The sequence below is a fragment of the Actinoplanes oryzae genome (genome assembly GCF_030757795.1).
Classification (GTDB): Bacteria; Actinomycetota; Actinomycetes; order Mycobacteriales; family Micromonosporaceae; genus Actinoplanes.
The window spans coordinates 46,848-71,087 of sequence record NZ_JAUQWH010000017.1 but is presented as its reverse complement, the minus strand read 5'-3'; the positions used below and the strand labels follow the sequence as shown (position 1 = coordinate 71,087).

At 72.5% G+C, this 24,240-nt stretch carries 25 protein-coding genes; 6 read left to right on the top strand and 19 right to left on the bottom strand.

What is annotated here, in order from left to right:
- Nucleotides 1-21 precede the first annotated feature (21 nt).
- Nucleotides 22-729, top strand: a complete 708-nt coding sequence (locus RBH18_RS08950) for a class I SAM-dependent methyltransferase (RefSeq protein WP_306205641.1) — start codon at nucleotides 22-24, stop codon at nucleotides 727-729.
- On the opposite strand, the gene RBH18_RS08945 is transcribed toward RBH18_RS08950, so the two are convergent.
- From RBH18_RS08945 to RBH18_RS08935, 3 genes are all read right to left on the bottom strand, one after another.
- The gene (locus tag RBH18_RS08945) at nucleotides 694-2,175 is read right to left on the bottom strand and encodes a M20/M25/M40 family metallo-hydrolase (protein ID WP_306205639.1); all 1,482 of its coding nucleotides are present in this window, start codon (nucleotides 2,173-2,175) and stop codon (nucleotides 694-696) included. The two genes, RBH18_RS08950 and RBH18_RS08945, sit on opposite strands and share 36 nt — an antisense overlap.
- A 183-nt stretch (nucleotides 2,176-2,358) precedes the next feature.
- Nucleotides 2,359-3,240 (bottom strand): serine hydrolase, encoded by an 882-nt coding sequence (locus tag RBH18_RS08940; RefSeq protein WP_306205637.1) that lies wholly within the window; start codon nucleotides 3,238-3,240, stop codon nucleotides 2,359-2,361.
- Nucleotides 3,237-3,950, bottom strand: a complete 714-nt coding sequence (locus tag RBH18_RS08935) for a SanA/YdcF family protein (protein WP_306205635.1) — start codon at nucleotides 3,948-3,950, stop codon at nucleotides 3,237-3,239. Before RBH18_RS08935 ends, RBH18_RS08940 begins: the two co-directional genes overlap by 4 nt.
- Nucleotides 3,951-4,033: 83 nt before the next feature.
- On the opposite strand from RBH18_RS08935, the gene RBH18_RS08930 reads away from it, so the two are divergent.
- Complete coding sequence (locus tag RBH18_RS08930; protein WP_306205633.1) at nucleotides 4,034-4,732, top strand: GNAT family N-acetyltransferase; 699 nt, start codon at nucleotides 4,034-4,036, stop codon at nucleotides 4,730-4,732.
- A gap of 147 nt (nucleotides 4,733-4,879) precedes the next feature.
- Here RBH18_RS08930 and RBH18_RS08925 read toward each other — a convergent pair whose 3' ends face one another.
- Nucleotides 4,880-5,344: a GNAT family N-acetyltransferase gene (locus RBH18_RS08925; RefSeq protein ID WP_306205631.1), complete on the bottom strand. Its 465-nt coding sequence runs from the start codon at nucleotides 5,342-5,344 to the stop codon at nucleotides 4,880-4,882.
- A gap of 129 nt (nucleotides 5,345-5,473) precedes the next feature.
- Here RBH18_RS08925 and RBH18_RS08920 point away from each other — a divergent pair, with 129 nt between their 5' ends.
- Together RBH18_RS08920 and RBH18_RS08915 are read left to right on the top strand one after the other, a co-directional pair.
- Nucleotides 5,474-6,166 carry an NPCBM/NEW2 domain-containing protein gene (locus RBH18_RS08920; protein ID WP_306205629.1) on the top strand — a complete coding sequence of 231 codons (693 nt, stop codon included), beginning with the start codon at nucleotides 5,474-5,476 and terminating at the stop codon, nucleotides 6,164-6,166.
- A 20-nt stretch (nucleotides 6,167-6,186) separates the two neighbouring features.
- Nucleotides 6,187-6,915: a hypothetical protein gene (locus RBH18_RS08915; protein ID WP_306205627.1), complete on the top strand. Its 729-nt coding sequence runs from the start codon at nucleotides 6,187-6,189 to the stop codon at nucleotides 6,913-6,915.
- Between the two features lie 7 nt (nucleotides 6,916-6,922).
- Here RBH18_RS08915 and RBH18_RS08910 read toward each other — a convergent pair whose 3' ends face one another.
- From RBH18_RS08910 to RBH18_RS08875, 8 genes are all read right to left on the bottom strand, one after another.
- Complete coding sequence (locus tag RBH18_RS08910; RefSeq protein ID WP_306205625.1) at nucleotides 6,923-7,621, bottom strand: GAP family protein; 699 nt, start codon at nucleotides 7,619-7,621, stop codon at nucleotides 6,923-6,925.
- A 15-nt stretch (nucleotides 7,622-7,636) separates the two neighbouring features.
- Nucleotides 7,637-8,473, bottom strand: a complete 837-nt coding sequence (locus RBH18_RS08905; protein ID WP_306205623.1) for an MmyB family transcriptional regulator — start codon at nucleotides 8,471-8,473, stop codon at nucleotides 7,637-7,639.
- A 29-nt stretch (nucleotides 8,474-8,502) separates the two neighbouring features.
- Nucleotides 8,503-9,360, bottom strand: coding sequence for a PspA/IM30 family protein (locus tag RBH18_RS08900; protein ID WP_306205621.1), 858 nt, complete (start codon nucleotides 9,358-9,360; stop codon nucleotides 8,503-8,505).
- Nucleotides 9,361-9,666: 306 nt separating this feature from the next.
- Nucleotides 9,667-10,131, bottom strand: coding sequence for a helix-turn-helix domain-containing protein (locus RBH18_RS08895; protein WP_306205619.1), 465 nt, complete (start codon nucleotides 10,129-10,131; stop codon nucleotides 9,667-9,669).
- A 179-nt stretch (nucleotides 10,132-10,310) separates the two neighbouring features.
- Nucleotides 10,311-10,805, bottom strand: coding sequence for a CinA family protein (locus tag RBH18_RS08890; RefSeq protein ID WP_306205617.1), 495 nt, complete (start codon nucleotides 10,803-10,805; stop codon nucleotides 10,311-10,313).
- A 28-nt stretch (nucleotides 10,806-10,833) separates the two neighbouring features.
- Nucleotides 10,834-11,421 (bottom strand): CDP-diacylglycerol--glycerol-3-phosphate 3-phosphatidyltransferase, encoded by a 588-nt coding sequence (pgsA, locus tag RBH18_RS08885; protein WP_306205614.1) that lies wholly within the window; start codon nucleotides 11,419-11,421, stop codon nucleotides 10,834-10,836.
- Entirely contained in the window at nucleotides 11,418-12,896 is a 1,479-nt protein-coding gene (gene rimO, locus RBH18_RS08880; RefSeq protein WP_306205612.1) for a 30S ribosomal protein S12 methylthiotransferase RimO, read from the bottom strand. Before rimO ends, pgsA begins: the two co-directional genes overlap by 4 nt.
- 26 nt (nucleotides 12,897-12,922) lie before the next feature.
- Nucleotides 12,923-15,466 (bottom strand): FtsK/SpoIIIE family DNA translocase, encoded by a 2,544-nt coding sequence (locus RBH18_RS08875; RefSeq protein ID WP_306205610.1) that lies wholly within the window; start codon nucleotides 15,464-15,466, stop codon nucleotides 12,923-12,925.
- A 76-nt stretch (nucleotides 15,467-15,542) separates the two neighbouring features.
- On the opposite strand from RBH18_RS08875, the gene RBH18_RS08870 reads away from it, so the two are divergent.
- Nucleotides 15,543-15,965 carry a type III secretion system chaperone family protein gene (locus RBH18_RS08870; protein ID WP_306205609.1) on the top strand — a complete coding sequence of 141 codons (423 nt, stop codon included), beginning with the start codon at nucleotides 15,543-15,545 and terminating at the stop codon, nucleotides 15,963-15,965.
- On the opposite strand, the gene RBH18_RS08865 is transcribed toward RBH18_RS08870, so the two are convergent.
- Nucleotides 15,952-16,320 carry a DUF2784 domain-containing protein gene (locus tag RBH18_RS08865; RefSeq protein ID WP_306205608.1) on the bottom strand — a complete coding sequence of 123 codons (369 nt, stop codon included), beginning with the start codon at nucleotides 16,318-16,320 and terminating at the stop codon, nucleotides 15,952-15,954. The two genes, RBH18_RS08870 and RBH18_RS08865, sit on opposite strands and share 14 nt — an antisense overlap.
- A 48-nt stretch (nucleotides 16,321-16,368) precedes the next feature.
- Nucleotides 16,369-17,220, bottom strand: coding sequence for a helix-turn-helix transcriptional regulator (locus RBH18_RS08860; RefSeq protein WP_306205606.1), 852 nt, complete (start codon nucleotides 17,218-17,220; stop codon nucleotides 16,369-16,371).
- 86 nt (nucleotides 17,221-17,306) lie between these two features.
- Here RBH18_RS08860 and RBH18_RS08855 point away from each other — a divergent pair, with 86 nt between their 5' ends.
- Entirely contained in the window at nucleotides 17,307-18,305 is a 999-nt protein-coding gene (locus RBH18_RS08855; protein ID WP_306205603.1) for an NAD-dependent epimerase/dehydratase family protein, read from the top strand.
- Nucleotides 18,306-18,364: 59 nt separating this feature from the next.
- Here RBH18_RS08855 and RBH18_RS08850 read toward each other — a convergent pair whose 3' ends face one another.
- The 5 genes from RBH18_RS08850 to RBH18_RS08830 form a co-directional block, all read right to left on the bottom strand.
- Nucleotides 18,365-19,684: a S1 family peptidase gene (locus RBH18_RS08850; protein ID WP_306205601.1), complete on the bottom strand. Its 1,320-nt coding sequence runs from the start codon at nucleotides 19,682-19,684 to the stop codon at nucleotides 18,365-18,367.
- An 89-nt stretch (nucleotides 19,685-19,773) separates the two neighbouring features.
- A complete protein-coding gene (locus tag RBH18_RS08845; RefSeq protein WP_306205599.1) occupies nucleotides 19,774-21,462 on the bottom strand; it encodes a ribonuclease J in 1,689 nt (562 codons plus the stop codon).
- A gap of 18 nt (nucleotides 21,463-21,480) precedes the next feature.
- Nucleotides 21,481-22,377, bottom strand: coding sequence for a 4-hydroxy-tetrahydrodipicolinate synthase (gene dapA / locus RBH18_RS08840; RefSeq protein WP_306205597.1), 897 nt, complete (start codon nucleotides 22,375-22,377; stop codon nucleotides 21,481-21,483).
- A 41-nt stretch (nucleotides 22,378-22,418) separates the two neighbouring features.
- Entirely contained in the window at nucleotides 22,419-22,922 is a 504-nt protein-coding gene (locus RBH18_RS08835; RefSeq protein ID WP_306205595.1) for a DUF2752 domain-containing protein, read from the bottom strand.
- A 37-nt stretch (nucleotides 22,923-22,959) separates the two neighbouring features.
- A complete protein-coding gene (locus RBH18_RS08830) occupies nucleotides 22,960-24,174 on the bottom strand; it encodes a winged helix-turn-helix domain-containing protein (RefSeq protein WP_306205594.1) in 1,215 nt (404 codons plus the stop codon).
- Between the last annotated feature and the right edge of the window lie 66 nt (nucleotides 24,175-24,240).

The window sequence follows — 24,240 nt, the reverse complement described above, 5'->3', positions numbered from 1 at the left end:
CGTAGCGAATAGTGTGGCCGCATGACGACCACGTACCGGCCCGGCTACTCCGGCAGCGGCCCCGGCGACATCACGCCCGACGGCTGCGCGGTGGAGCTCTACAAGCGGCTGCCCCCGGACGACTCGCCGAAGATCGTCGCCGCGGCCGTCCCGCCCCCGGCGACCCTGCTCGAGCTGGGCTGCGGCGTCGGCCGGATGACCAGGCCGCTGGCCGCGCTGGGCTTCGAGGTGACGGCGGTCGACGAGAGCGCCGCGATGCTCGCCGAGGTGACCGGGGCGCGGGACACCGTGCGGAGCCCGATCGAGCGGCTGGAGCTGGGCCGGACGTTCGACGTGGTGCTGCTCGCGTCGTTCCTGGTGCACGCGGGCGATCCGGCGGTGCGGCAGGGGCTGCTCGCGACCTGCCGCCGGCACGTGGCCCCCGGCGGCGCCGTGGTGATCCAGCGCGAGGGCGAGGGCTGGCACACCCAGGTGCCGCGGGAACGGCCGCTGCTCGACGGTGTCGCGCGGATCACGGCCTCCGTCGACCTCGGCGACGGGGTCCGGGAGATGCACGCGGAGTACGTCTTCCCGGACGCTGAGTGGCAGCAGGTGTTCCTGTCCCGGCCGCTGACCCGCGCGCAGTTCGAGGAGGCGGTGACGGCGGCCGATCTGCGCGTCGAGCGCTATCTCGACGACGCGCGCACCTGGGCGCTAGCCCGGGCTGGGAGCGGCGACGGGGCTGCGTAGCCCGGTGCGCCCCACCGCCCGTACGCCGAAGAAGACATTGTCCTTCGACAGGTCGACCGTGACCGTGGTGATGTCGCCCACGGGCAGGACGTGCTGCCAGTCGGGCGCCGTCGTCTCCCGCCACAGCACCTCGTAGCCGGCGGGTGTGCCCTGCCCGCCCGCCCAGCGCAACGTCGTCTCGTTCGTCAGTTGCGTGGTGTCGATGACCACACCCTTCGGCGTCCCTGGCGCCTGCGCCAGCGACCACAGCGCCGCCGCGTTCACCCGGGCCACGCGCGCGATGTAGCGGAAGTCGCAGAACTCGACCAGGTCCCCGTACTGGATCCCGTCCTCGACGCGCACGTTCTGGTGCTCGTGCGCGAAGTTCTCCCGCGGCTCGGTGAAGCGCCCCGCCGGCCAGCCGCGCTCGAGGAACGAGATGTGGTCGCTGCCGCGCAGATAGCGGTCCCGGCGCCACACGACCCGGACGGCCATGCCGGTCTGCGGGTTTTCCGCGACGTCCCGCACGAAGCGGCCCAGCTGCCGCGACGGCCCGTCGTTCTCGCCCCCGACCGACTGCCGGGTCGTCGTCTGCGCGGGCGTCTCGGCCGTGGGCACACCCTCCACGAACAGCCTGACGGTACGCGGATCAGCCGGCGTCCCGTCGTGCGCGTCGCCGGTGCCCACGATGTCGTTGCTGACCATCGCCTGCACGTCGGCGCCCGCGTCCTTGAGCTGCTGCGCGAGATGATCGGACCCGTAGAGGCCCTGCTCCTCCCCGGCCACGGCGGCGAACACCACGGTCGCCCGCGTCGGCCGCCGCGCCATGACCCGAGCCAGCTCCATGATCACGGCGACCCCGGAGGCGTCGTCGTCGGCGCCGGGCGCGTCACTGGTGGCGTCCAGCACATCGCTGGCCCGCGAGTCGTAGTGCCCGGTGACGACGTACACCCGGTTCGGCTCCTCGGTGCCGCGCAGGGTCGCCACGACGTTGGTGATCCGGGTCGCGGTGGGGATGCGCGGGGCGGGCTCCTGCACGTAGGACTGCAGCTCGACGGTCATCCGGCCCTGCGACGCCGCCGCGTACTTCCGCAGCTGCTCGTGGATCCAGTCGCGGGCGGCGCCGATGCCGCGTACGGGATCGTCCTGGCTGGACAGGGTGTGCCGCGTGCCGAAGGCGGCCAGGCGCGTGACGATGGTCTCGATGCGGTGCGGGTCGATCTCCTTGAGAATGGCCCTGAGCTCGGGGGCGGGGGCCTGCTTGACCGGGCCGGCGCCGGTGCCCTGCCCGCCGCTGTCCTGCCCGCCTGCGCCGCCCTGGCCGCCCGGACCGGTCGGTGCCCGGCCGTCACTGGTCGGTGGCCGGCTCGCTGCGGCGGCTGGGGACCCGAGCGCCGGCACGGCCGCAGCGGCCGCCGTCGCGGTGAGAAAAGCCCGGCGGGTGGACGAAGAACCCCGTTCCGTCATACCACCCCATGCTTGTCGAACCCGGCACGGAAGTCCACGCCCATCGATGTATTTGTCACATGTGGCGATGGTTCCTTCGCCGGCGCAGTCCGCCCTCCATCGGCCCGGCTTGTCCCGCCGTCCGCCCTCCATCGGCCCGGCTTGTCCCGCTGTCCGGCCGAGGGGGAGATCGACGGAGTCTCGTCAGGCCGTGCCGGGCCCGGCGGGGGCGGGCGGGAGGTGGCCGAGCATCGTGCGGCCGATCGCGGCGTGGGCCTCGACGGCGGGGTGGGTGGCGCCGTAGTTGTCGTGGTCGGGGAGGGCCCGGGCGAACATGGCGTACGTGAGGCGGGGCCGGCCGTCCGGGGCGAAGACGATGCCTGCCTCGTGCCGGGCCGCGCCGGTGGTGTCGAAGTCGGCGCCGTGCTTGGTGGCCACCCGGTGCCGGTCCACGCTGGACATTGTCCGGCGTACGCCGTCGTGGTAGCCGCCGGCCGAGCGCAGGATGCTCAGCATGAAGGTGGTCGACGCGGGCGAGAGCAGGTCGCCCGTCGCCAGGCGGGTCAGGAGGTCGGTGGTCTCGCGCGGGGTTGTCACGCCGAGGAAGAAGCGGTCGCCCGCCGGTTCGACGCGGGTGCGGGTGAAGCCCTTCGCGGCGAGCGTGGCGTTGATCTCCGTCGGCGGAGCCACGCGGGCGCAGAGGCGGACGGCCGTGTTGTCGGAGACCAGGAGCATCGCGGTCAGGAAACCGGCGACGGTGACGGTGTCATCCCAGATGGTCTGGAGGTGGTAGATGCCGCTGCCGCCGATGACGTCGTCAGCCGTCAGGGTCACCCGGTGGCCGAGGGCCAGGTCGCCGCGGTCGATCTTGTCCAGGACGGCGGCTGCCAAGGCGATTTTCTGGATGCTGTAGCCGTGGACGACCTGGTCCGGGCGGTCCTCGACGATCGGCTCGTCGCCGGGGGCGGAGATGATGCTGCACCAGGTGCCGCCCGCGCGTGCCGACTCCGCCGCGTAGACCGTGGAGATCGCGGCGACGCCGGATCCCGCGGGGGACGCGGGACGGCCGGGGACGGGCGAGGTCACCTCGCCGCCACGGCGGTCTCCACGCCGGTCTCGTGCGGGCCGAGGAAGACCGGGTCGCGGCCGGACACGACGTCGAGCACCGCCTTCACCACGGCGCCCCGCTCGCGGCCCGCGCTCTGGTAGTAGTCGAAGTACTGCCGGGCCGTGTCGTCGCCCACACCGTCAGTCGTCACGCCGAGCTGGCGGCACAGGGCCACGGCGCGGTCGATGTGGTAGGTCTGCGTCACGATGACGGCCCGGTCCACGCCGAAGACGCGCTTGGCCCGGGCGCAGGTGTCATAGGTGTCGAAGCCCGCGTGATCCAGCACGATCCGGCTGCTCGGCACCCCGTGCTCGACCAGCCAGCGGTGCATGGCGCCCGGCTCGTTGTAGCTCCACTCGGCGTGGTCCCCGGAGACGAGGATCGCCTTGACCTTGCCGGTGACCCAGAGCTGCCGGGCGATCTCCAGCCGCGCCGCCAGGAACGGTGACGGTGTCACCTCGTCGTCGGCCTTGGCCCCGAGGACGATGGCGACCGGGGCGGCGGGGACGTCGCTCACGGCGTACACATGATCATGCGCGACCGTGCGCACCCAGAGGTCGCACCCGGCCATGACCAGGACGGACGCCGCCGCCGTGAGCGCGCCGGCGAGCACCGTGCGGCGCCACAGCGGTCGCCGCAACACGGCCTGTTCGAGGGTACGGGCGGAGAGGCGCACGAGCCGCAGCATGCCAGCTGCCGTCAAGCGATCCCGCTCACGTCTGTCCGTCCCCGCCCGCGATCACCCGTCCGGGGCGCGCATGATGTCGCCTTGTGATCGAACTGCGCGCCCTCCCCGGTGACGACCCTCTGCTGCACTGGACGGCACAGGACTTCCGCGCCGGGGTGCGCGCCTGGTCGCTCGGCGACGCGGTGGCGGTCGCCTGCCCCGACGTCGGCCGGCGCGACCGCATCGCCGTGCGGGGCGACGCCGAGACGCTCGGTGAGCTGCTGCAGCGCATCCGGCCCGAGTTCGACGACTTCCACCCGTGGGGTGACGCGGATCTCGTCCCGCGCATCCCGGGGCTGCGGCTCGCGGGCACCTTCGGCTGGATGGACACCGGCGGTCCCGTGCCGGCCGGGGCGCATCCCGACGAGCTGGCGGACCTGACGGACGAGGCCGAGATCACCGCCTTCCTCCAGGAGCACCACCCGCACTCGTTCGCGCTCCCGGGCGGCACCGGCATCACCCGCTGGGTGGGCCTGCGCGACGAGGCCGGCCGGCTGCTCGCCGTCGCCGCGGACGCCTGGTCGACCAGCACGGTCGCCTCGATCGGCGGCGTGGCCACGCGCACCGACATGCGCGGCCGGGGGCTGGCCCGCCGCGTCTGCGGTGCGCTGACGGCGCAGCTCAGCGCGGGGCGGCGTACGGTCAGCCTGCTCGTGGATCTGGAGAACGTCCCGGCGCTGCGCACCTACGAGCGGCTGGGCTACCGCCTGCGCCGGGTCGCGGCGGCGAGCTACGCGGACTGACAAGCGCGGTGGGTCTGACGGGCCGCGCCGCGGACAGGGCCGTCGGTCCGACGGCCGCGCTGCGGACAGGGCCGTCGGTCCGATGGCCGCGCCGCGCACCTACGCGGGCGGAAAAGGGCCGTCGGTCCGACGGGCCGCGCCGCGCACCTACGGGGAGGGAAGGACGCGCTCGAAGCAGACCGACAGCTCCGACCCGACATACGGTCCGAACAGCGGAATCTCCCGATATCCGCACCGCTGGTAGAACCGGATCGCCTCCGGCTGCGCCGGCCCGGTCTCCAGCTTCACGGTCGTCCACCCCCGCGCCACGGCCGCCGCCTCCAACGCCCGCAGCAGCGCGGTCGCCACGCCGGAGCCGCGGCTCGCCGGGATCACGTACATCCGCTTGAGCTCCGCCGTCCCGGGCCCGAGCCGCCGCAGCGCACCGCAGCCGACAGCCTCGCCGGCGTCGTCCGTCGCGACGAGGAAAACGTCGATGTCGGCAGCCGACGGCGGCGTGCCGGGCTCGTGGTCATCGGTCCCGTACCGCGCGTCCAGCTCGGCCCGCTGCGCCGCCCGCAACGCCTCGCCCTGAGCGTCGTCCCAGTCGCGCTGCTCGATCGTCCACCCCACGGGCCACCCCTCTCATCAAGATCACGGTAGCCCGAAACGGTCACCGGCAAGGCGCCGGGCCCGGGACGACAAATGTGCCGCGCGGCCCGGTCGGCCGATCCCCGGGCGGCAAGATCTCGATCACCGTAAATGGCGGACGCCGATCCTGAACGGTCGGGGAAGGTCGGAGATCAAGTGCGCCAGGAAACCCGCGCGGGTACGGAATCCGCCCCGGAACCGGACGACGGAAAGGTCGCCGCCGCCGTTTCCACATGGATTCAAGTGGTGTTCGGCGGGCTCGGTGTGGCCATCGCCGTCGTCGCGCTCGTGATCGCCTATTACGCCTGGGTCCGCCCGCACGCCCCGGCCGACGACGATGCCCCGGTGCAGGCCACCCGTACGACGGCCGGAGCCGCTGCTCCCGAGGCCGGGCAGGAAGTGCCCGGGAGCAAGCAGGCAACGCCCGGCGAGCGGGCGACGCCGCTGGCCGAACTGACGCCCACGGCGGGCGGGAGCTCCGTGCGAGCACGCGACCGGGATCTCCTCATGCCCTGCGCCACCGGCCAGTCCGGCGACCGGGAACGCACGGTGGAGTACGACCTCCTCGGCCGCTACGCCGCCCTGCGCGCCGGGCTGCGCGTCACGAAAGCGCGCGACGACGAGACGTCGCTGCAGGTGAAGGTGTTCGCGGATGGCCGGCAGATCGCCAATCACGTGGTGACCCGGACTGTTCCGGCGGCGATCGACGCCCCTGTCGCCGGCAAGCAGAAATTGCGCATCCAATTGACGTGCCAGTTCCCCGACGGGGAGGCGGAGCTCTCCGCCGCGGTGCTGGCCCGCTGACCGATACGAGGAGCGGCCCGATGACGAACCCGCACTACCCGGCGCCCGCCGAGGAGGCGCCGCCGCGGCCCAGGTCCCGTGGCGGCCTGCTCGCCGTCACCCTGATCGTGGCGGTGCTGGCCCTGGTCGTTGGCGTCGCCGCGGTGATCATCTCGGCGCTGTCGCTCAGCCGCAGCGACGACGCCGTCGTGACCGCGGAGAAGGCGAACAACCGTCCGCTCCCGGCTGCGGCGCCACCGCCGGAGACGACCACCCCAGCCGTCGGCGAGACCACGGAGCCGCCCGCGGACGGGCCCCCGGCGTCCGGGACCCCTACCGACATCAGCCCGACCGCCCAGTTCGAGGTCGCGTACGAGGGCGAGAACCTGCGGGTCCGGTCGATCAACTGCAACGACGGTTACTGGACCGCCGTGGATCTCGACGAACCCCGCATCCTGACCCAGGGCGACGGTGAGCTGGGCTACGGCGGGTGTGACCCCGGGGCGATTCGCACAGAGCTGCCCTTCGCCCAGGTCGAAGGCCCGGGTGCGACCCCCGCGGACTGCCTGGAGAACATCCGCACCGACCCCGCGCGGTCGCCGATCGCCCCGAGCCGCGGCATGACCCTCTGCTTCCAGACGGCCCAGAACCAGGCGGCGGCCGAGGGCATCACCCAGAAGCTCGTCTTCGTGACGGTCAACTCCGTGACCACGGACAACGGCACCGGGGTCCTCGCCGTCACCGTCAAGGCCTGGAACGTACCGCAGTGAGCCGGAATCAGGCGCCGAAGAGGCCGAGCTTGACGGCGGCGTCGCGCGCGAGCAGGAAGCCGGCGATGCCCAGGACCCAGCCGAGCACGCCCTCCGAGTGCCGCGACAGCCACGCGCTCACGACTTGCAGCGGTTCCTGGACTCGGTCGCCCAGGGCGAGGCGGACGGCGAGCAGGATCAGGGCGGGCACAACCATGATCAGCACGTACGCCGCCAGGGTGGGCAGCCAGACCGGCAGGCTCAGGCCCGACGTGGTGAGCAGGCCGATCGCCCCCAGGTACGGCAGCATCGACATCACCTCGATGCCGGCGGCCGTCACGCCGAGGCCGATCATGGCGCGGGGCGAGCCTTCGGCCGTCGAGAGGCGGGCTCGCCAGCGGTCGGCCGGGGTGACGGTGCCGCGGCGGCGACGGCGCTTGCCGGGGTCGACGACGAAGCTGAGGACCAGCAGGGCGGCGCCGAGGCCCAGCTGGATCCAGTTGAGGACGGTCAGGCCGGCGACGGCGTCACGCACCGTGCCGGCGAAGGCCGTGAGGAGCACTCCGACGACGAAGTAGAAGGCGGCGACCGTACCCAGGTAGAGCAGGAACCGGGACACCCGCGGACGGGGTTCCAGCAGCATCCACAGCGGAATGACCAATGTCCCCACGCTGGTGCTGTCAATCAGGGCGAGTCCGGCAAGCGCGGCGATCAGGGTCCATTCCACCGCGTGAGGATAGGGCTACACCGCGAACTGCTGCTGCCCCACGACGCTCAGCAGAGCGAGGCGGTCGCAGGCGGCGGTGCCGGGCTCGGCCGTGTACGCGACGATGCGCAGGTCGCTGCCCGGCACGGTGAGCACGTCGCAGTCCAGCTCCAGCTCGCCGACCTGCGGATGGTGGATCGTCTTGCGGGACGACTCGTGCGGGACGACCGCTCCCGCCTCCCACAGCCGGCGGAACTCCGCGCTGGCCGCCCGCAGCTCGGCGATCAGCTCGGACAGGAAACCGTCGGCGGGGTAGCGGGTCGCCGCCGCGCGCAGGTCCGCGACCATGGACGAGGCCAGGGACGGGTCGGGGTCGACCCGGTCCGACGGCGCGAAGAAGTGCTGCCACAGGACATTGCGCTCGCGGCCGCGCCGAGCCGTGGGGTCGCCCATGAGCGCCGCCCACAGCGGGTTTGCGGTGATCAATGTCCACGCGGCGTCATAGACGGCGACCGGCGTGCCGGACAGCCGGTCGAGCAGCCGGTGCACGCCGGGAGTGATGTGGGCCGGCACCGTGCCGCGCCCCGGGGCGACGAGGCCGGCGAGGGCGAGCAGCCGGTCGCCGGGCTGCAGGGCGGGCGGCGGCGGGGGCGGCTCGATCGCGGCGAGCTCCCGGTGGTCGCGCCAGCGCCACCAGGCGAGCATCACGGACGTGCCCGCGCCGGCGGCCCAGGCGGCGTCGGCGACGCCGATCCCCGCGTAGGGGGTGAGCACCGCGGTCGCCGCGGTCAGGCCGCCGCCGATGACGCTCCATCGGCGGGCCGCCCCTCGCAGGCGCCTGAGCTGCCGGAAATACCGGGTCCGCTCGTCCACCGTGCTCTCCCCCTCCGCGCTGTCGGCCCTCAGCCCGCGGCGGTGGTGTCGCCGCGCTGCTTGTTCATGCTGGCCCGGATCTCGTCGAGCCGGGCGACGCTCGCCGGGTCGGCGGCCGGGGCGGCCGACTCGACGGCCGGCTGGGCCGGGGCGGCGCCGAGCTTGTCGCCGGCCATGCTGGCCCGGATCTGCTCGAGGCGGGAGGAGCCGGCCAGGTCGAGGCTCGACTTCTGCACCTCGAGCATGCGGCCCTCGACCGAGTTGGCGGCGAGCTCCGCGCGGCCCATGGCGTTCGCGTAGCGCGTCTCGATCTTGTCGCGCACCTCGTCGAGCGACGGCGTGTTGCCCGGCGCGGCGAGCGAGGACATCGACTCGAGCGACTTGGCGACGGTCTCCTGCATCTTGGCCTGCTCGAGCTGGCTGAGCAGGCGCGAGCGCTCGGCGATGCGCTGCTGGAGCACCATCGCGTTGTTCTCGACCGCCTTGCGCGCCTGACCGGCGGCGCTGAGCGCCTGGTCGTGCAGCGTCTTGAGGTCCTCCATCGCCTGCTCGCCCGAGACGAGCTGGGTGGCGAGGGTCTGTGCGGTCGACTCGTACTTCTGGGCCTCGGACTCGTCGCCGCCCTCGCGCGCCCGGTCGGCCAGGACCAGCGCCTGGCGCGCCATGCCCTGCAGCTTCTCGACCTCGGACATCTGCCGCGACAGCTTCATCTCCAGCTGCCGCTGGTTGCCGATCACGGCGGCGGCCTGCTGCACGAGCGCCTGGTGCTGCCGCTGGGCGTCCTCGATGGCCTGCTGGATCTGCACCTTGGGATCGGCGTACTCGTCGATCTTCGCGCCGAAGAGCGCCATCATGTAACGCCAGCCCTTGACGAACGGGTTCGCCATATCCGCGGTATCCCCTCAATGTCGCTGCTCGGTTCGCGCCACCGACGCGGCCCGAGGGGTCTTCACGATGGCGCGGGCTCCATCGTGTCAGCTCCACGCCACCGCCGTCACGTTGACTCGGGGGGAACTCAGGGTCACCCGGAGCGAACCCCCACCATCGAGATTACGCGCGCGAGCCGGTATCTGCGACGCCCGGGCGAGCGGGGCCGGGCGAGCGGCCGGGGCAGAGACCCGGGAAAAGCGGCAAAAGACACGAACGACCGGCCCCGGGCGACAGCGCCCCGGACCGGCCGGCGAAGGACGGGATCAGGCCGCGTAGACGACGCCCCGATCGCGCTTGCGCGTCGCGCGCAGCGTCGCCTTGAGCGGGGTCTCCTGGTGAACGGACACGGACACCTTGCCGTCGGTCGCGACCTGGCGCACCGGAGCCTCCCCCGCGGGAGAGGACGCGGCGGCACGCATCGCACCCGAGGCCGGCTTGGCGTCCTGGGCGGGAACCGGCGACGGCTCCACGGGGACGAGCACGCCCTCCATGCCCTCGGCGAGCTGGAGCGTGCTGCTCACCTCGCCGAGCAGCTCCGAGAGCCGGGCGCCCAGCGCCTCGCAGATGGCCGCAAGCAGCTCGCTGGATGCTTCCTTCTGGCCACGTTCGATCTCGGAGAGATATCCCAGGCTGACGTTGGCGGCGGTCGACACCTCACGCAGCGTGCGGTGCTGTCCCTGCCGGCGCGCCCGAAGTGCGTCACCGATAACCCGGCGTAGCAGGACCATGGCACCTCCTCCTGCGGCGGGGCCACCGGCAACCGCCGGAGGCTTCCCGCAACCGTACCCAATGCGAGCCACGCCGACATCCCGCCCCGCCGAATTCTCGGGCGGCGCGGCGCGTGCGGCCGGCCACGATGATCACTGCACGGCACGAACGCCGAAGGCCGCGAACCTGTTCCCGATCTCTATCGACGCAGCTCAGAGGCGAAGAGCTCGAGCACTGACAGCATCGTGTCATGCCGGATGGCGGCCCGGGAGCCGCTCAGCGACAGCTCCTTCACGGTCGTGGAAGTGGCGCCCGCCACTGCCACGAAGACCATCCCCACGGGTTTGCCGTCCTGCGGCTCGGGCCCGGCGACCCCGGTGGTGGCGAGCCCCCAGTCGGCACCGCAGCGCTCGCGCACCCCCTCGGCGAGCGCCTGCGCCACGTCGCGGTCCACCGGCCCGCGCTCGGCGAGCAGGTCCTCCGGCACGCCCGCCAGCGTGTGCTTGAGGTCGGTGGCGTAGACGACCAGCCCGCCCCGGAACACCGCGCTCACCCCCGGGATCTCCACGAAAGTGGTGGCGAGCAACCCGCCGGTCAGCGACTCGGCGGTCGCCACGGTCTCCCGGCGCTCGACCAGCAGGTGCACCGCCGCGGCGGCCGCCACGTCCTCGTTCACGATCTTTCCCTCGGTCACGGAGATCGAATAACCGGCTTTGCGACGATCAACCCTGCGATCGGCGGAGCCGCAGCGCCTGCAGCACGTAGTCGACGCCGGTGATCACGGTGATCAGCAGCGCCCCGAGCATCAGGACCGGACCGACCAGGTCCAGCGGCGATGGCATGGGCCAGAGGAACCACGCGATCGCGGCGATCTGCAGCGCCGTCTTCAGCTTGCCGCCGCGGCTGGCGGGGATGATGCCGTAGCGGATGACCCAGAAGCGCAGCAGCGTCACGCCCCACTCCCGGACCAGGATCAGGCCGGTGACCCACCAGGACACCTCGCCGTAGAGCGAGAGCAGCACCAGCGCGCTGCCCGTCAGCGCCTTGTCCGCGATCGGGTCCGCCACCTTGCCGACCGAGGTCACCAGCGAGTAGCGCCGGGCGATCCAGCCGTCGGCGAAGTCCGTGGCGGAGGCCAGCAGGAAGACCAGGCAGGCGGCGATGCGCCACGCGGGGTGCGTCATCTCCGAGAAGACGACGAACAGCACGAAGACGGGCACGAGCACGATGCGGACGGCCGTGAGGAGGTTCGCCGGGTTGTGCAGCGGGGCCTCGCGCGGCGCGGCGACCGGCACCGGCTCGTCGGTCACGACGTCGCCGCGGCGGCGGTGCGGACCACGGGGGCGGCCGAGATCATCTCCACCGGCACGGCCACGAGGTCGACGCCCTCGGTGGCCGTGACCCGGGCCCGCACGAAGTCGCCGGGCCGCAGCGCCGCCAGGTCCACCCCGGCGTCGCCGGAGACCAGCGTCGTGGAGCCGTCGACCTCGGGCGCCTGGTGCTCGGCGCGGCCCTCGACCTCGTCGCCCTCGACGGTGTCGACCATCACCTCGACGAGCGAGCCCAGCCGCTCCTCGGCCCGCTGGGCGACCAGCTCGTCGGCCAGGTCGCTGATCTCGGCGTAGCGCCGCTTGAGGATGTCCTCGTCCACCTTGCGGTCCATGTCCGCGGCCTCGGTGCCGTCCTCGTCGCTGTAGTCGAAGAGGCCGATCGCGTCGAGCCGCGCCTCGGACAGGAAGCGGACCAGCTCCTCGAAGTCCTCCTCGGTCTCGCCGGGGAAGCCCACGATGAAGTTGCTGCGCGCGCCGGCCGCGGGCGCCAGGGCGCGGGCCGAGGCGAGCAGCTCGAGGAAGCGCTCGGTGGAGCCGAAGCGGCGCATGCGGCGCAGGACGGGCTCGCTGGAGTGCTGGAACGACAGGTCGAAGTAGGGCGCGACGCCCGGCGTGGTCGCGATGGCCTCCACCAGCCCGGGCCGCGTCTCGGCCGGCTGGAGATAGCTGGCGCGGACCCGCACGATGCCGTCGACCGCGGCGAGCTGCGGCAGGAGCTTCTCCAGCGCGCGGGGGTCGCCCAGATCCTTCCCGTACGACGTGCTGTTCTCACTGACCAGCACCAGCTCGCGCACGCCCGTCCTCGCCAGCCACTCGGCCTCGGCGAGCAGCTCCTGCGGGTCCCGGGAGACGAAGGCGCCCCGGAACGCGGGAATGGCGCAGAACGAGCACCGCCGGTCGCAGCCGCTGGCGAGCTTCAGGCTGGCGACCGGACCGGTGTCCAGCCGGCGCCGCAGCACCGGGCGCAGGTGGGCCGGGGTGTGCTCGTCGACCGTCGCGTGGCCGGGCACGACCACCTTGGCCGCCTGACGCTTGACCGGGGTCAGCGGCAGCAGCTCGCGCCGGTCGCGGGGAGTGTGCGAGACGAACTTTTCCCCCGCCATCACCCCGTCGAGGCGGGCGGCGATGTCGGTGTAGTCGTCGAAGCCCAGCACCGCCTCGGCCTCGGGCAGGCTCTCGGCCAGCTCCTTGCCGTAGCGCTCGGCCATGCAGCCGGCGGCGATCACCTTGGCGCCGGTGTCGGCGGCGGCGAGCAGGGTCTCGATCGAGTCCTGCTTGGCCTTCTCCACGAAGCCGCAGGTGTTGACGACGACCACGTCGGCACCCTCGGCATCCGTGCTGACCTGCCAGCCGCCCGCGTCGAGGCGGGCCGCCAGCTCCTCGGAATCGACCTCGTTACGGGCGCAACCGAGGGTGAGCAGGGCGACACGGCGGGGCGCAGGAGTCACGGACACCCGACAAGGTTACCGGCATGCGTCGCTCAGTCGTCGAGTCGGAGGGTGGCGAGCGTCTCCTCCAGCTCGTCCGGCTTGATCAACACGTCGCGCGCCTTGGAGCCCTCGGAGGGGCCGACGATGCCCCTGGTTTCCATGAGGTCCATGAGCCGGCCGGCCTTGGCGAAGCCGACCCGCAGCTTGCGCTGCAGCATCGACGTCGAGCCGAACTGCGAGGTCACGACCAGCTCGATCGCCTGCAGCAGCACGTCGAGGTCGTCGCCGATCTCCTCGTCGATCTCCTTCTTCTTGCCGGCCGGGGCCTCGGTGACGCCCGGAGTGAACTCCGCCTCCCGCTGGTCCTTGCAGAACTTGACGACGTTCGCGATCTCCGCCTCGTCGACCCAGGCGCCCTGGATGCGGGTCGGCTTGGAGGCTCCCATCGGCAGGAAGAGCCCGTCGCCGCGGCCCAGCAGCTTCTCCGCACCGGGCTGGTCGAGGATGACCCGCGAGTCGGCGAGCGAGCTGGTCGCGAAGGCCAGCCGGGACGGCACGTTGGCCTTGATGAGACCGGTCACGACGTCCACCGACGGCCGCTGGGTCGCCAGCACCAGGTGGATGCCGGCCGCGCGGGCCAGCTGCGTGATGCGCACCACCGAGTCCTCGACGTCGCGCGGGGCGACCATCATGAGGTCGGCGAGCTCGTCGACGATCACGAGCAGATAGGGGTACGGCTTCATCACGCGCTCGCTGCCCGGCGGCGCCACGATCTCGCCCGTACGCACCTTGCGGTTGAAGTCGTCGATGTGCCGGACCCCGTTGGCCGCGAGGTCGTCGTAGCGCATGTCCATCTCGCGCACGACCCACTCGAGGGCGTCCGCCGCCTTCTTCGGGTTGGTCACGATCGGCGTCACGAGGTGCGGGATCCCCTCGTACGCGGTCATCTCCACCCGCTTCGGGTCGACCAGCAGCAGCCGCACCTCGTCCGGCGTGGCCCGGGTCAGCAGCGACACCAGCAGCGAGTTGAGGCAGGAGCTCTTACCGGCACCGGTGGCGCCCGCGATGAGGATGTGCGGCATCTTGGCCAGGTTCGCGACGACGAACCCGCCCTCGATGTCCTTGCCGAGCGCCACCAGCATCGGGTGGTGATCGGCCTGCGCCGCCCGCGACCGCAGGACGTCGCCGAGGGAGACGTTCTCCGGGTCGGTGTTGGGGATCTCGACGCCGACCGCGCTCTTGCCCGGGATCGGCGACAGGATGCGGACATCGGGCGACTTGACCGCGTACGCGATGTTGCGCGACAGCTGCGTGATCCGCTCGACCTTGACGCCCGGCCCGACCTCGACCTCGTAGCGCGTGACCGTCGGCCCCCGGGTGAAGCCGGTGACCTGCGCGTCGACGTTGAACTGCTCGAACACGCCGGTCAGCGCCGCCATGATCTCGTCGTTGGCGCGGCTGCGGGACTTCGGGGCGGTGCCCTGGCCGAGCATCGCCGCGGGCGCCGGACGGTACTCACCCGGCACCGGCTTGATCTCCAGCTGCTCGGCCGCGACCGGCGCCGGCGAGTGCTCGGGCGGCGGCGCGACCTTGCGGGCCTTGGGCAGCTTCGCCGGGCTCAGGGACAACGTGTCGTGCAGGATCTCGCTCTCGACCGGATCGGGGGCCAGCCCGATGTCGGCCAGCGAGCCGTCCGGCTCGGCGTCGTCGGCCAGCGCGGCCTGCCGGCGGCGGGCGGGCCGGCGGGTCTTCGGCGCGTCGGCCGGCTCGTCGAGCTCGGGCAGCGCCGGATCGGCCCCGGGCAGCGGCGAGCGGGCCGTCGAGCGGCCGAGCAGCACGTCCCCGAGCAGCAGGACCCGCTCGGGGATCTTGTTGATCGGCGTGGCGGTGATCACCAGCAGGCCGAAGACGAAGAGCAGGACCAGCAGCGGTACGGCCACCCAGGCGGTCACCGCGCGGATCAGCAGCGCGCCGACGCCGTACCCGAGCAGTCCTCCGGCGCTGTCCAGCCCGACGGCGTTGGTCGGCTGCTGGGCGACGTGCAGCAGCGCCGCCGTGGCGATCAGCAGCGCGGCCCAGCCCACCACGGTCCGGCCCCGGTGCTCGGGGTCGGCCGGCTTGCGCATCAGCCGGATGGCGCCGTACAGGAAAAGGAGCGGGAGCAGCGCAGCCAGGCCGCCGAAGAACAGGTGCAGGGCGTCGGCCAGCCACGTCCCGACCGGACCGGCGGAGCCGGCCCACACCGCGACCCCGATGAGGATCGACAGGCCGAGCATGAAGAGCCCGGCGCCGTCGCGGCGGTGCTCGGGATCCATCTCCCGGGCGCTCGTGCCGACGCCGCGGGCCAGCCAGCCCACGCTGCCGGCGACGCTCATCCACAGGAAGCCGGCGCCCCGGGTCAGGCCGCTGCCCACGGCGGCGCCGACGGTGGGCCGGGCCCGGGTCGCGCTCTTGGCGCGGGCGCGGGGGGCGGCGGTGGTCTTACGGGGAGCGGCGGCCTTGCGCGGCGCGGCCTGACGGGCACGCGTCGTCGCGGCGCCGCCCTTCGACGCGGCGGTACGGCCCCGGCTCGCCGGAGGAGTACGGCTGGCCATGCCCCATACCGTAACCGTGCCGCGCCGGTGGGGACGCGCGCCGCACCGGCTTTTCCCGATGACTACGATCGTTGTCATGTCCGCCGTGCCGCAGCCGCTGAGCCACGACATGATCGTCGACGCCCTCAAGGCGCGCGAGTTCGCGCACTTCGTCGACGAGGACGGTGACATCGGCGGCAACTGGCAGGGGTGCCTGATCTACTTCTTCCGGCTGGGCCAGAAGCAGGAGATCTTCCAGGTGAGAGTCCTCACCCACGCCGGCTTCACCGTCGACGACGTGCCCCGGCTCTACGCCTTCTGCAACGCCTGGAACCACGACCGGCTCTGGCCCAAGGCCTACGTCCACACCGGCGACGACGGCATCGTCCGCGTCATCGGCGAGGTCGGCGCCGACTTCGAGCACGGCGTCACGCCCGCGCAGCTCGACCAGGTCATGGTCTGCGGCATCGCCACGGGCATCGAGCTGGCCGAGGCCGTCCAGGAGCTCAAGCGGCAATAGCGGCCTTCTTGCGCCGGCGCAGGGCGAAACCCGTCCACGAGACGATGATCAGGACCGCGACGACGAGCTGGGCCACCCACTCGTACCCGTGGGGGTAGAAGATCCCCGCGACATGGTTGTCGAGGAAGCCGCCCACCAGCGGCGGCTCGCCCAGCTCCTCCCGGGCGCGGTCCTCGAGCCAGGTGAGCGGGCAGTAGAGCCCGAACACCACGATGACCAGCAGCCAGGTGGCGGCGATGATCTGCACCCAGAGCACCCGCGGCCAGCGCCACGCCAGAAACCCGCCGAAGACGCCGAACGCCAGGAACGCGAAGTGCGCCCCGACGGCGAACCAGATCACCAAGTGGTAGAACACGCGTCCCACGGTAGCCAGCCGCGGCGAGGCCGGGCTGAGTTGCCGTACTCAGCGGGGCGCGGAGAAGTCCTGCGTGCCGATGACGCGGAGGAGTTCGAGGGCGCGATGGACCGGTGAGCCCGGCTCGGCGGTGACCATGACCACCTGCTGGTCGCGGCCGGGCAGGGTGAGGACCTCGAAGTCGAGTTCCAGCCGTCCGACCGCCGGGTGCTCGATCACCTGGTGGCTGTGATGGTCGATGTGCACCTCCTGATCGCGCCAGAGCCCGGCGAACTCGGGGCTCGCGGCGAGCAGGTCGCGGATCAGACCGTGGATCTCCTCGTGGTGCGGATAACGCGTCGCGGCGACGCGCAGATAGCTGACCGCGGTCCGCGCGAACAGCGGCGAGTCCCCCATCCCGTAGCCGCGTTTCGACGGGTCGGGGTGCAGGAAGTATCTGCGGACGATGTTGCGGTCGCCGGCGCCCAGCGCGGAGAAGTCCTCGAAGAGCGCGGCCGCCAGCGGGTTCCAGGCCAGCACCCGGCAGCCCCCGTCCAGCACCACGACGCCGGCGTCCGTCATCCTGTCCACCAGCTGCAGGGTGCCGGCCGGCACCTCCTCGTCGGGCCCGTCGGCGCTCCGGGCCTCCGCCTGCCCGGCCAGCCGGAACAGGTGCTCCCGCTCCTGCCCGGACAGCCGCAGCGCGCGGGCGATCCCGTTCAGCACCGCCCGGGAGGGATGGCGGCTCCGGCCCTGCTCCAGACGGCTGTAGTGGTCGACCGAGATCATCGCCAGCTGGGCGACCTCCTCCCGGCGCAGCCCGGGCGTGCGGCGCCGGGTGCCGGCCGGAAGTCCCACATCGCCGGGACTGATCCGCTCCCGGTGACCGCGCAGAAACGCCGCCAGCGCCCGTCTGTCCATGATCCGAGGCTACGCAGGCCCGAGCGGCTCATCCACAGACTCACGGTCTCTGGATACCGGGCCCCGGCCCGGCGACGGTTCTCGGTATGAGCGCATCGGTTCTGGTCACCGGCGGGTCCGGTTACGTGGCGGGTCATGTCGTGCGGGAGCTTCTCGGCCGGGGCTACCGGGTACGGGCGACGTTGCGGAACCCGGGGCGAGGCAACGCCGTACGGAAGAAACTGGCGGCCGAGGGAGACCTGACGTTCGTCGCCGCGGACCTGCTGAGCGACCACGGCTGGGACGCGGCCGCCGAAGGCATGCACTACGTGGTGCACACCGCGTCACCGATGCCGGTGGGCGAACATCGCGGACAGGACATCACCACCCCGGCCCGGGAAGGCACCCGCCGGGTCCTTGAGGCGGCACGGCGAGCCGGCGTACGCCGGGTGGTCCTGACGTCCTCGACGGCGGCCGCGATGCCCGCCCACCCGGGGGCGCCGGCCGACGAAAGCACCTGGACCGACCTGCCCGACAAGCCCCGCTACGTCTACCCGCGGGCGAAGACGCTGGCCGAGCAGGACGCGTGGCGAACCGTCCGCGCCTGGGCGGACGGGCCCGAGCTGACCACCGTGCTGCCCGCGAACATCCAGGGCCCCACGCTCGACGAGGACCTGTCCCCCTCGGTGTGGCTGATCCGGCTGATGCTGACGGGCAAGATGCCGGTCCTGCCGCGCATGGGCTACTCGATCGTCGACGTCCGCGATCTGGCCGTCCTGCACGCCGAGGCCATGACCGCCCCCGCCGCCGCCGGGCAGCGGTTCATAGCCGCCGGCGACTTCCTGTGGTTCCGGGAGATGGCGGCGATCCTGCGCGATCGGCTGGGCGCCCGGGCGGCGAAGGTGTCGCTGCGCCGGCTGCCGGACTGGGTGGTCCGCGCCGCCGCGCCGTTCAATGCCGAGATGGACCAAATGGTGCCCAGCCTCGGCGTGCGCACCCGGTTGAGCGCCGGGCACGCCGAGAAGCTGCTCGGCTGGCGGACCCGGCCGGCTGCCGAATCGGTGGTCGACACGGCCAACAGCCTGCTCGCCCTGGGTCTGGTCTAGCAGCGCTGCCCGCGTGAGCCGGAGGATGACTCACGCGGGCAGCACGATCTCGGTGGTTACTAGTTGCCGTGGCGGTGGCCCCGGCGGTGGTGGCCGCCGCCCTGGTTGCCGTTGTCCGCCGGCGGGGTCGTGGCCTCGACGGGCGGCTCGGTGGTCGCCGTGGCCGTCGGGGTCGGGGCCGCGCCGCCGCCCGAGCCTGCCGTCGTGGTCAGCAGGGTCAGGTTGTTGGTCTCGAGGATCTCGGTGATCGGCTGGAAGAAGGTCTCGCCGCCGGTCGTGCAGTCGCCCGAGCCGCCGGACGTGACGCCCTGGGCCTGGTCGCCGGAGAGCCACGGGCCGCCGGAGTCGCCGCCCTCGGCGCAGACGTTCGTCCGGGTGAGGCCGGTGACCGACCCCTCCGGGTAGTTGACCGTCTGGTTCTTGGCGAGGATGGTGCCGCAGAAGGTGCCCGTCGTGGAGCCGGAGCGGCAGACCGCCGCGCCGACCGGGGCCTCGGTGCTGCCCGCCACCGGGAGGGCGTTGCCGTCGAAGTCGTCGACGAAGGGCTGCAGCGGCACGTCGGCGCCGGTCTGGACGAAGCCCATGTCGGCGTTGCCCGGGAAGACCGACGCGGCGACCTCGCCCTGGGCGTCGCCCTCGAAGTCGATGGTCGGCGTGCCCTCGGCGCCGCAGTGGCCGGCCGTGACGAAGCCGCCCTCGACCGCGAAGCCGATCGAGCAGCGGGCCTGCTGGCCGCCGCCGAGGTCGACGAAGTAGGGCTGGGCGCCGATCACGTCGGCGGCGAAGGTGCGCGGCGCCGACTTGACGGTCACCACGTCGACGGCGGACTTCGGCAGGCCGGCGTCCTCGGCCAGCTCCCAGGCGTGGTCGTCGTCGTTCGGCAGGGCCTGGATGACGACCTTGTTGGCGGCCACGTCGACGTACCAGCCGGGCAGGTCCTGGTCGGACTTCACCGCGGTGGTGTCGAGGGCCTGCTTGGCCTTGTCGAGCTGGGCGACGCTGCGCGAGACGACCTTCGGCACGGCGCCGGTGGCCTTGACGACCTCGGCGAGCCCGGGGTCGGTGATCGCGATGTTCAGCGTGGTGCCGTCCTTGGCCAGCCACGAGCCGCCGTACGCGTCGCCGGTCTGGCTGCGCAGCTGGGCCGACACCCCGCTGGCCCACGCGGCGCGCTTGATGCGGGCGGTGGCGTCACTCGCGTCGAGACCGAGGTCCCGCTTCATCGCGTCCAGCAGCTGCGGGGCCACCGCGCCCGATGCCTGCGGCGTGGCGCCGCCGGCCGAGTCGTTGGTGCCCGCCATGGACGGCAGGGTGAAGGCCACCGCCGCGCCCGCTGCCGTCACCGTCGCCGCGATCGCGACGACCGTTCTGCGCTGCATTCGCTACTCCCCTCGCATCGCGGCACCGTGGGGGCGGTGCCGTGCCCATCGATACGAGGGGGAGCGGCGAAGAGTTCAAAAAAGGGCGGTCAGACCTCGACGACCGTCGGCACGATCATCGGCCGGCGGCGATAGGCGTCGTTGACCCAGCGGCCCACCGTACGCCGCACGACCTGCTGCAACTGGTGCGTGTCGGTGATGCCGTCCTCGGCCGAGCGGTGCAGCGCGGCGGTCAGCAAGGGGATCACCGGATTGAAGGCCTCGGGGTCCTCCGAGAAGCCCTTCGCCATGATCGACGGCTCGCCGACGACCTTGCCGGTGACCGAGTCGATCACCACGGTGGCCGAGATGAAGCCGCCGTCGCCGAGGATGCGCCGCTCGGTCAGCAGCGACTCGCTGACGTCGCCCACGGCGAGCCCGTCGACGTACACGTAGCGGTTCTTGACCCGGCCCACGTGCCGCGCGTGCCCCTCGACCAGGTCCACGACGTCGCCGTCCTCGCAGAGCACGACGCGGTCCGGCGCGACGCCGGAGTCGATGCCGAGCTGGGCGTGGGCGCGCAGGTGCCGCCATTCCCCGTGTACGGGCATGAGGTTGCTCGGCCGCACCACGTTGAGCAGGTACAGCAGCTCGCCGGCGGGCGCGTGCCCGGAGACATGCACCTTGGCGGTCTCCTTGTGCACGACCGTGGCGCCGGCCCGGGCCAGCTGGTTGATCACGCGGTAGACGCTGGTCTCGTTGCCCGGCACCAGCGAGCTGGCCAGCACGACCGTGTCGCCGGACTCGATCGTGATGTGCCGGTGGTCGCCGGTGGACATCCGGCCCAGGGCGCTCATCGGCTCACCCTGCGAGCCCGTCGACATGAAGACGACCTCGTCGCCGGGCAGGTGGGTGGCCTCGTCCAGGCTGACCAGCAGGCCGTCCGGGATGTTGAGCAGGCCCAGGTCGCGGGCGATGCCCATGTTGCGGACCATCGAGCGGCCGATCAGGGCGACCTTGCGGTCGTACTCGTACGCGGCGTCGAACACCTGCTGCACCCGGTGCACGTGCGACGCGAAGCTGGCCACGATGATGCGCCCGCGCGCCTTGGCGAAGATCGAGTTGAGCACCGGGCCGATGTCGCGCTCCGGCGCCACGAACCCGGGGATCTCGGCGTTCGTCGAGTCGGAGAGCAGCAGGTCCACGCCCTCCATGCCGAGCCGCGCGAAGCCGGCCAGGTCGGTGATCCGCCCGTCCAGCGGCACCTGGTCCATCTTGAAGTCGCCGGTGTGCAGGACCAGGCCCGCGGGGGTACGCACGGCGACCGCCAGCGCGTCCGGGATCGAGTGGTTCACGGCGAAGAACTCGCACTCGAACGGTCCGAGCCGCTCGACCTGCCCCTCGCGTACGGTCAGAGTGTAGGGGTCGAGCCGGCGCTCGGCCAGCTTGGCCTCCACCAGCGCGAGCGTGAACTCGGAGCCGACCAGCGGGATGTCCGGCTTGTGCGCGAGCAGGTAGGGCACGGCGCCGATGTGGTCCTCGTGCCCGTGGGTGAGCACGATCGCCTGCACCTGGTCGAGGCGGTCCAGGATGGGCGCGAAGTCGGGCAGGATGAGGTCGACGCCGGGCTGCTCCACGTCGGGGAACAGCACGCCGCAGTCGACGACCAGCAACTTGCCGTCGTACTCGTAGACGGTCATGTTGCGTCCGATGGCGCCGAGACCGCCGAGCGGTATGACGCGCAGGGCGCCCTCGGGCAGCGGCGGGGGCGGGCTCAGCTCGACGTGCGCTTGGCTCATGTAATTCTTTCCGTCTTGTCAGAGGTCCACGCCGGCCGCCGAGGCGTCCCGGCGCAGTTGGTCCAGCTCCGCGTCGGTGGCGTCGACCAGCGGCGGCCGCACGGGACCGGCCGGCCGGCCCAGGGCGCGCAGGCCCGCCTTGACGAGGATCGTGCCCTGCGTGCGGAAGATCCCGGTGTAGAGCGGCAGCATCTGCCGGTGCAGCTCCAGCGCCCGGGCGACGTCGCCCCCCTCGTACGCCAGGATCATCTCCTTGGTCCGCGGGCCCACGAAGTGCGTCGAGGTGCCCACCACGCCGACCGCGCCGATCGACAGCAGCGGCAGCGTCGCGGAATCCTCCCCCGAGTAGTACGCCAGATCGGTGCGCCGCAGCACGTCCGAGGTGGCCGCGATGTCGCCCTTCGCGTCCTTCACGCCCACGATGTTCGGGTGCTCGGCCAGCCGGACGAGAGTCTCGGTCTGGATCGGCACGCCGGAGCGGTGCGGGATGTCGTAGAGCAGCACGGGCAGCCCGGTCGCGTCGGCCACGGTGGTGAAGTGGCTGATCAGACCCGCCTGCGGAGGCTTGTTGTAGTAGGGGGTGACCACCAGCAGCCCGTGCGCCCCGGCCTTCTCGGCGGTGCGCGCCAGCTCCACGGTGTGCGCGGTGTTGTTGGTCCCCACGCCGGCCAGGACGCGCGCCCGGTCGCCGACGGCCTCCCCCACGACCCGCAGCAGCGCCTCCTTCTCGGCGTCGCTGGTCGTGGGCGACTCCCCGCCGGTGCCGCTGATCACCAGCGCGTCGTGGCCCTGCTCGTCGACGAGCCACTCCGCCAGCGAGCCGGCCGCGTCGAGGTCGAGGGAGCCGTCGGCGGTGAAGGGGGTCACCATGGCGGTCACCAAGCGCCCGAAGGGCCGTACGGGGTCGTGCGTCATGAGAACAACTTATCGGACGAGGCGCGGAGGCGCTCCGGGGCTCAGACGTAGAGGTAGGTGAAGGGCGCCCACGGAAGATTGCGGAGCACGCTCCAGACGCCCCACACGGCGATGAATGTGCCGAGCACCCGGGGCGAGAGGGTGAGCTGCGGCAGGTTCCAGCCGAAGACGCGGCGGCCGGCCCAGGCCACATACATCCACAGCAGGAAGGGCACCGCGAACACGAACAGCGCGTGGTGGCGGGCGGCGGCCGGGAGGTCGCCGTGCAGCAGGTACCACGCGGCGCGCGTGCCGCCGCAGCCCGGGCAGATGAAGCCGGTGACGTATTTCAGCAGGCACGAGGGGGCCGCGCCGGGCTCCGCGTCGGCCGGGTGGGTGGCATAGGTGTAGCCCACCGCGCCGGCCATGCAGACCAGGGCGGCGGCGGGAGCCAGCCAGACCGGCGATTCGTGCCATTTGCGCTGGAGGAAACGGCTGAAGCGATCACCCTGCGGCTCGGGGTAGGGCTGATAGCCCGCCCAGGCCTGGTCGCTCTCCACCGTCATGATTTCGAGGCTACACCGAGGGCGAAACCAGCGAAGATCACGATTTGAGCGCCGCGGTGAGCGCGGGCGCGAGGTCGCCCCGCTCCGGCGCCTCGATCGCGCCGAGCCCCAGCCAGCCGGCGAGCCGCTGTAGCTCGACCGCCAGCGCACCCGCCGTCTCGTCCGCGTCGCCCTCCGGCTCCAGCCACGCCGCGGGGATGCGGAGCACGCCGGCCTTGCGATCGGCCTTGAGGTCGAGCCGGGCCGTCAGCGCGTCGCCCTGCAGGAACGGCAGCACGTAATAGCCGTAGAGCCGCTGGGCCGCCGGCACGTAGATCTCGATGCGGTAGTTCATGCCGAACAGCCGCTCGGTCCGCCCCCGCTCCCACACCAGCGGGTCGAAAGGGCTGATCAGCGTCGCGGCGCCCACCCGGCGCGGCAGCCGGGCCTCGTGGTGCAGATGGACCGGCGGCTTCCAGCCCTGGACCGTGACCGGGAGCAGCACCTTGTCCTCGACGAGCTCGCGCACCGCCCGCTTGAACCCCTCGACCGGCAGCCGGAAATAGTCGCGCAGCTCCGCCTCGGCGGCCACGCCCAGCGCCCGCGCCGAGTGCTCGACCAGCGCCCGGAAGGCGTCCTGCTCCGACGGCGTCGGGGTGTCGAGCACGGCCCGCGGCAGCACCCGCTCGGCGAGGTCGTAACGGCGGGCGAACGACGTCGTCCGCTCGGCGGCCGTGATCTCGCCCGTGAAGAACAGCCACTCCAGGGCCTGCTTGACCGCCGACCAGTTCCAGCCCCAGTGGTCCTTGCTGCGGGGCACGTCGTGCTCGATCTCCGCGGCGGTGATCGGCCCGCGGTCGCGCACCTCGCCCAGCACCCGCGCGACCAGCTCGGGCTGCTCCTTGGCGATGCGCACCATGCCGCCCCACGCGTAGTCGCGGGCGCGGGCCATCCGCCACCGGAAGAGCGGCTGCAGATCGGCGCGGATCAGCGACGCCTCGTGCCCCCAGAACTCGAAGAGCTCCCGCGGGTGGCGATAGGCCGCGCGCTCGAGCAGCCCGGCCGGATAGGGCCCGAGCCGGCTGTAGAGCGGCATGAAGTGCGCCCGCTGGAGCACGTTGACCGAGTCCATCTGGATCAGGTGCAGCCGCCGCAGCACCCGCCGCAGATGGCGCAGGTCGGTGGCCCCGCCGGGCGCGGGATCGGTGAAGCCCTGCGCGGCCAGCGCGATCCGGCGGGCCTGCGCGACACTCAGTTTCTCGGGTACGGCCATCGCCGTCCGACCACCCCACCCTCCACCCTGAAACCGGACTGAAGACGAGCCAGACGCTATCTCAGT

Coding starts and splice junctions, on each gene's coding strand:
- RBH18_RS08950 (WP_306205641.1), top strand. CDS start 22: ATGACGACCACGTACCGGCCCGGCTACTCCGGCAGCGGCCCCGGCGAC.
- RBH18_RS08945 (WP_306205639.1), bottom strand. CDS start 2,175: ATGACGGAACGGGGTTCTTCGTCCACCCGCCGGGCTTTTCTCACCGCG.
- RBH18_RS08935 (WP_306205635.1), bottom strand. CDS start 3,950: ATGCTGCGGCTCGTGCGCCTCTCCGCCCGTACCCTCGAACAGGCCGTG.
- RBH18_RS08920 (WP_306205629.1), top strand. CDS start 5,474: ATGGCGGACGCCGATCCTGAACGGTCGGGGAAGGTCGGAGATCAAGTG.
- RBH18_RS08915 (WP_306205627.1), top strand. CDS start 6,187: ATGACGAACCCGCACTACCCGGCGCCCGCCGAGGAGGCGCCGCCGCGG.
- RBH18_RS08900 (WP_306205621.1), bottom strand. CDS start 9,360: ATGGCGAACCCGTTCGTCAAGGGCTGGCGTTACATGATGGCGCTCTTC.
- RBH18_RS08895 (WP_306205619.1), bottom strand. CDS start 10,131: ATGGTCCTGCTACGCCGGGTTATCGGTGACGCACTTCGGGCGCGCCGG.
- RBH18_RS08875 (WP_306205610.1), bottom strand. CDS start 15,466: ATGGCCAGCCGTACTCCTCCGGCGAGCCGGGGCCGTACCGCCGCGTCG.
- RBH18_RS08870 (WP_306205609.1), top strand. CDS start 15,543: ATGTCCGCCGTGCCGCAGCCGCTGAGCCACGACATGATCGTCGACGCC.
- RBH18_RS08860 (WP_306205606.1), bottom strand. CDS start 17,220: ATGGACAGACGGGCGCTGGCGGCGTTTCTGCGCGGTCACCGGGAGCGG.
- RBH18_RS08855 (WP_306205603.1), top strand. CDS start 17,307: ATGAGCGCATCGGTTCTGGTCACCGGCGGGTCCGGTTACGTGGCGGGT.
- RBH18_RS08850 (WP_306205601.1), bottom strand. CDS start 19,684: ATGCAGCGCAGAACGGTCGTCGCGATCGCGGCGACGGTGACGGCAGCG.
- RBH18_RS08845 (WP_306205599.1), bottom strand. CDS start 21,462: ATGAGCCAAGCGCACGTCGAGCTGAGCCCGCCCCCGCCGCTGCCCGAG.
- dapA (WP_306205597.1), bottom strand. CDS start 22,377: ATGACGCACGACCCCGTACGGCCCTTCGGGCGCTTGGTGACCGCCATG.
- RBH18_RS08835 (WP_306205595.1), bottom strand. CDS start 22,922: ATGACGGTGGAGAGCGACCAGGCCTGGGCGGGCTATCAGCCCTACCCC.
- RBH18_RS08830 (WP_306205594.1), bottom strand. CDS start 24,174: ATGGCCGTACCCGAGAAACTGAGTGTCGCGCAGGCCCGCCGGATCGCG.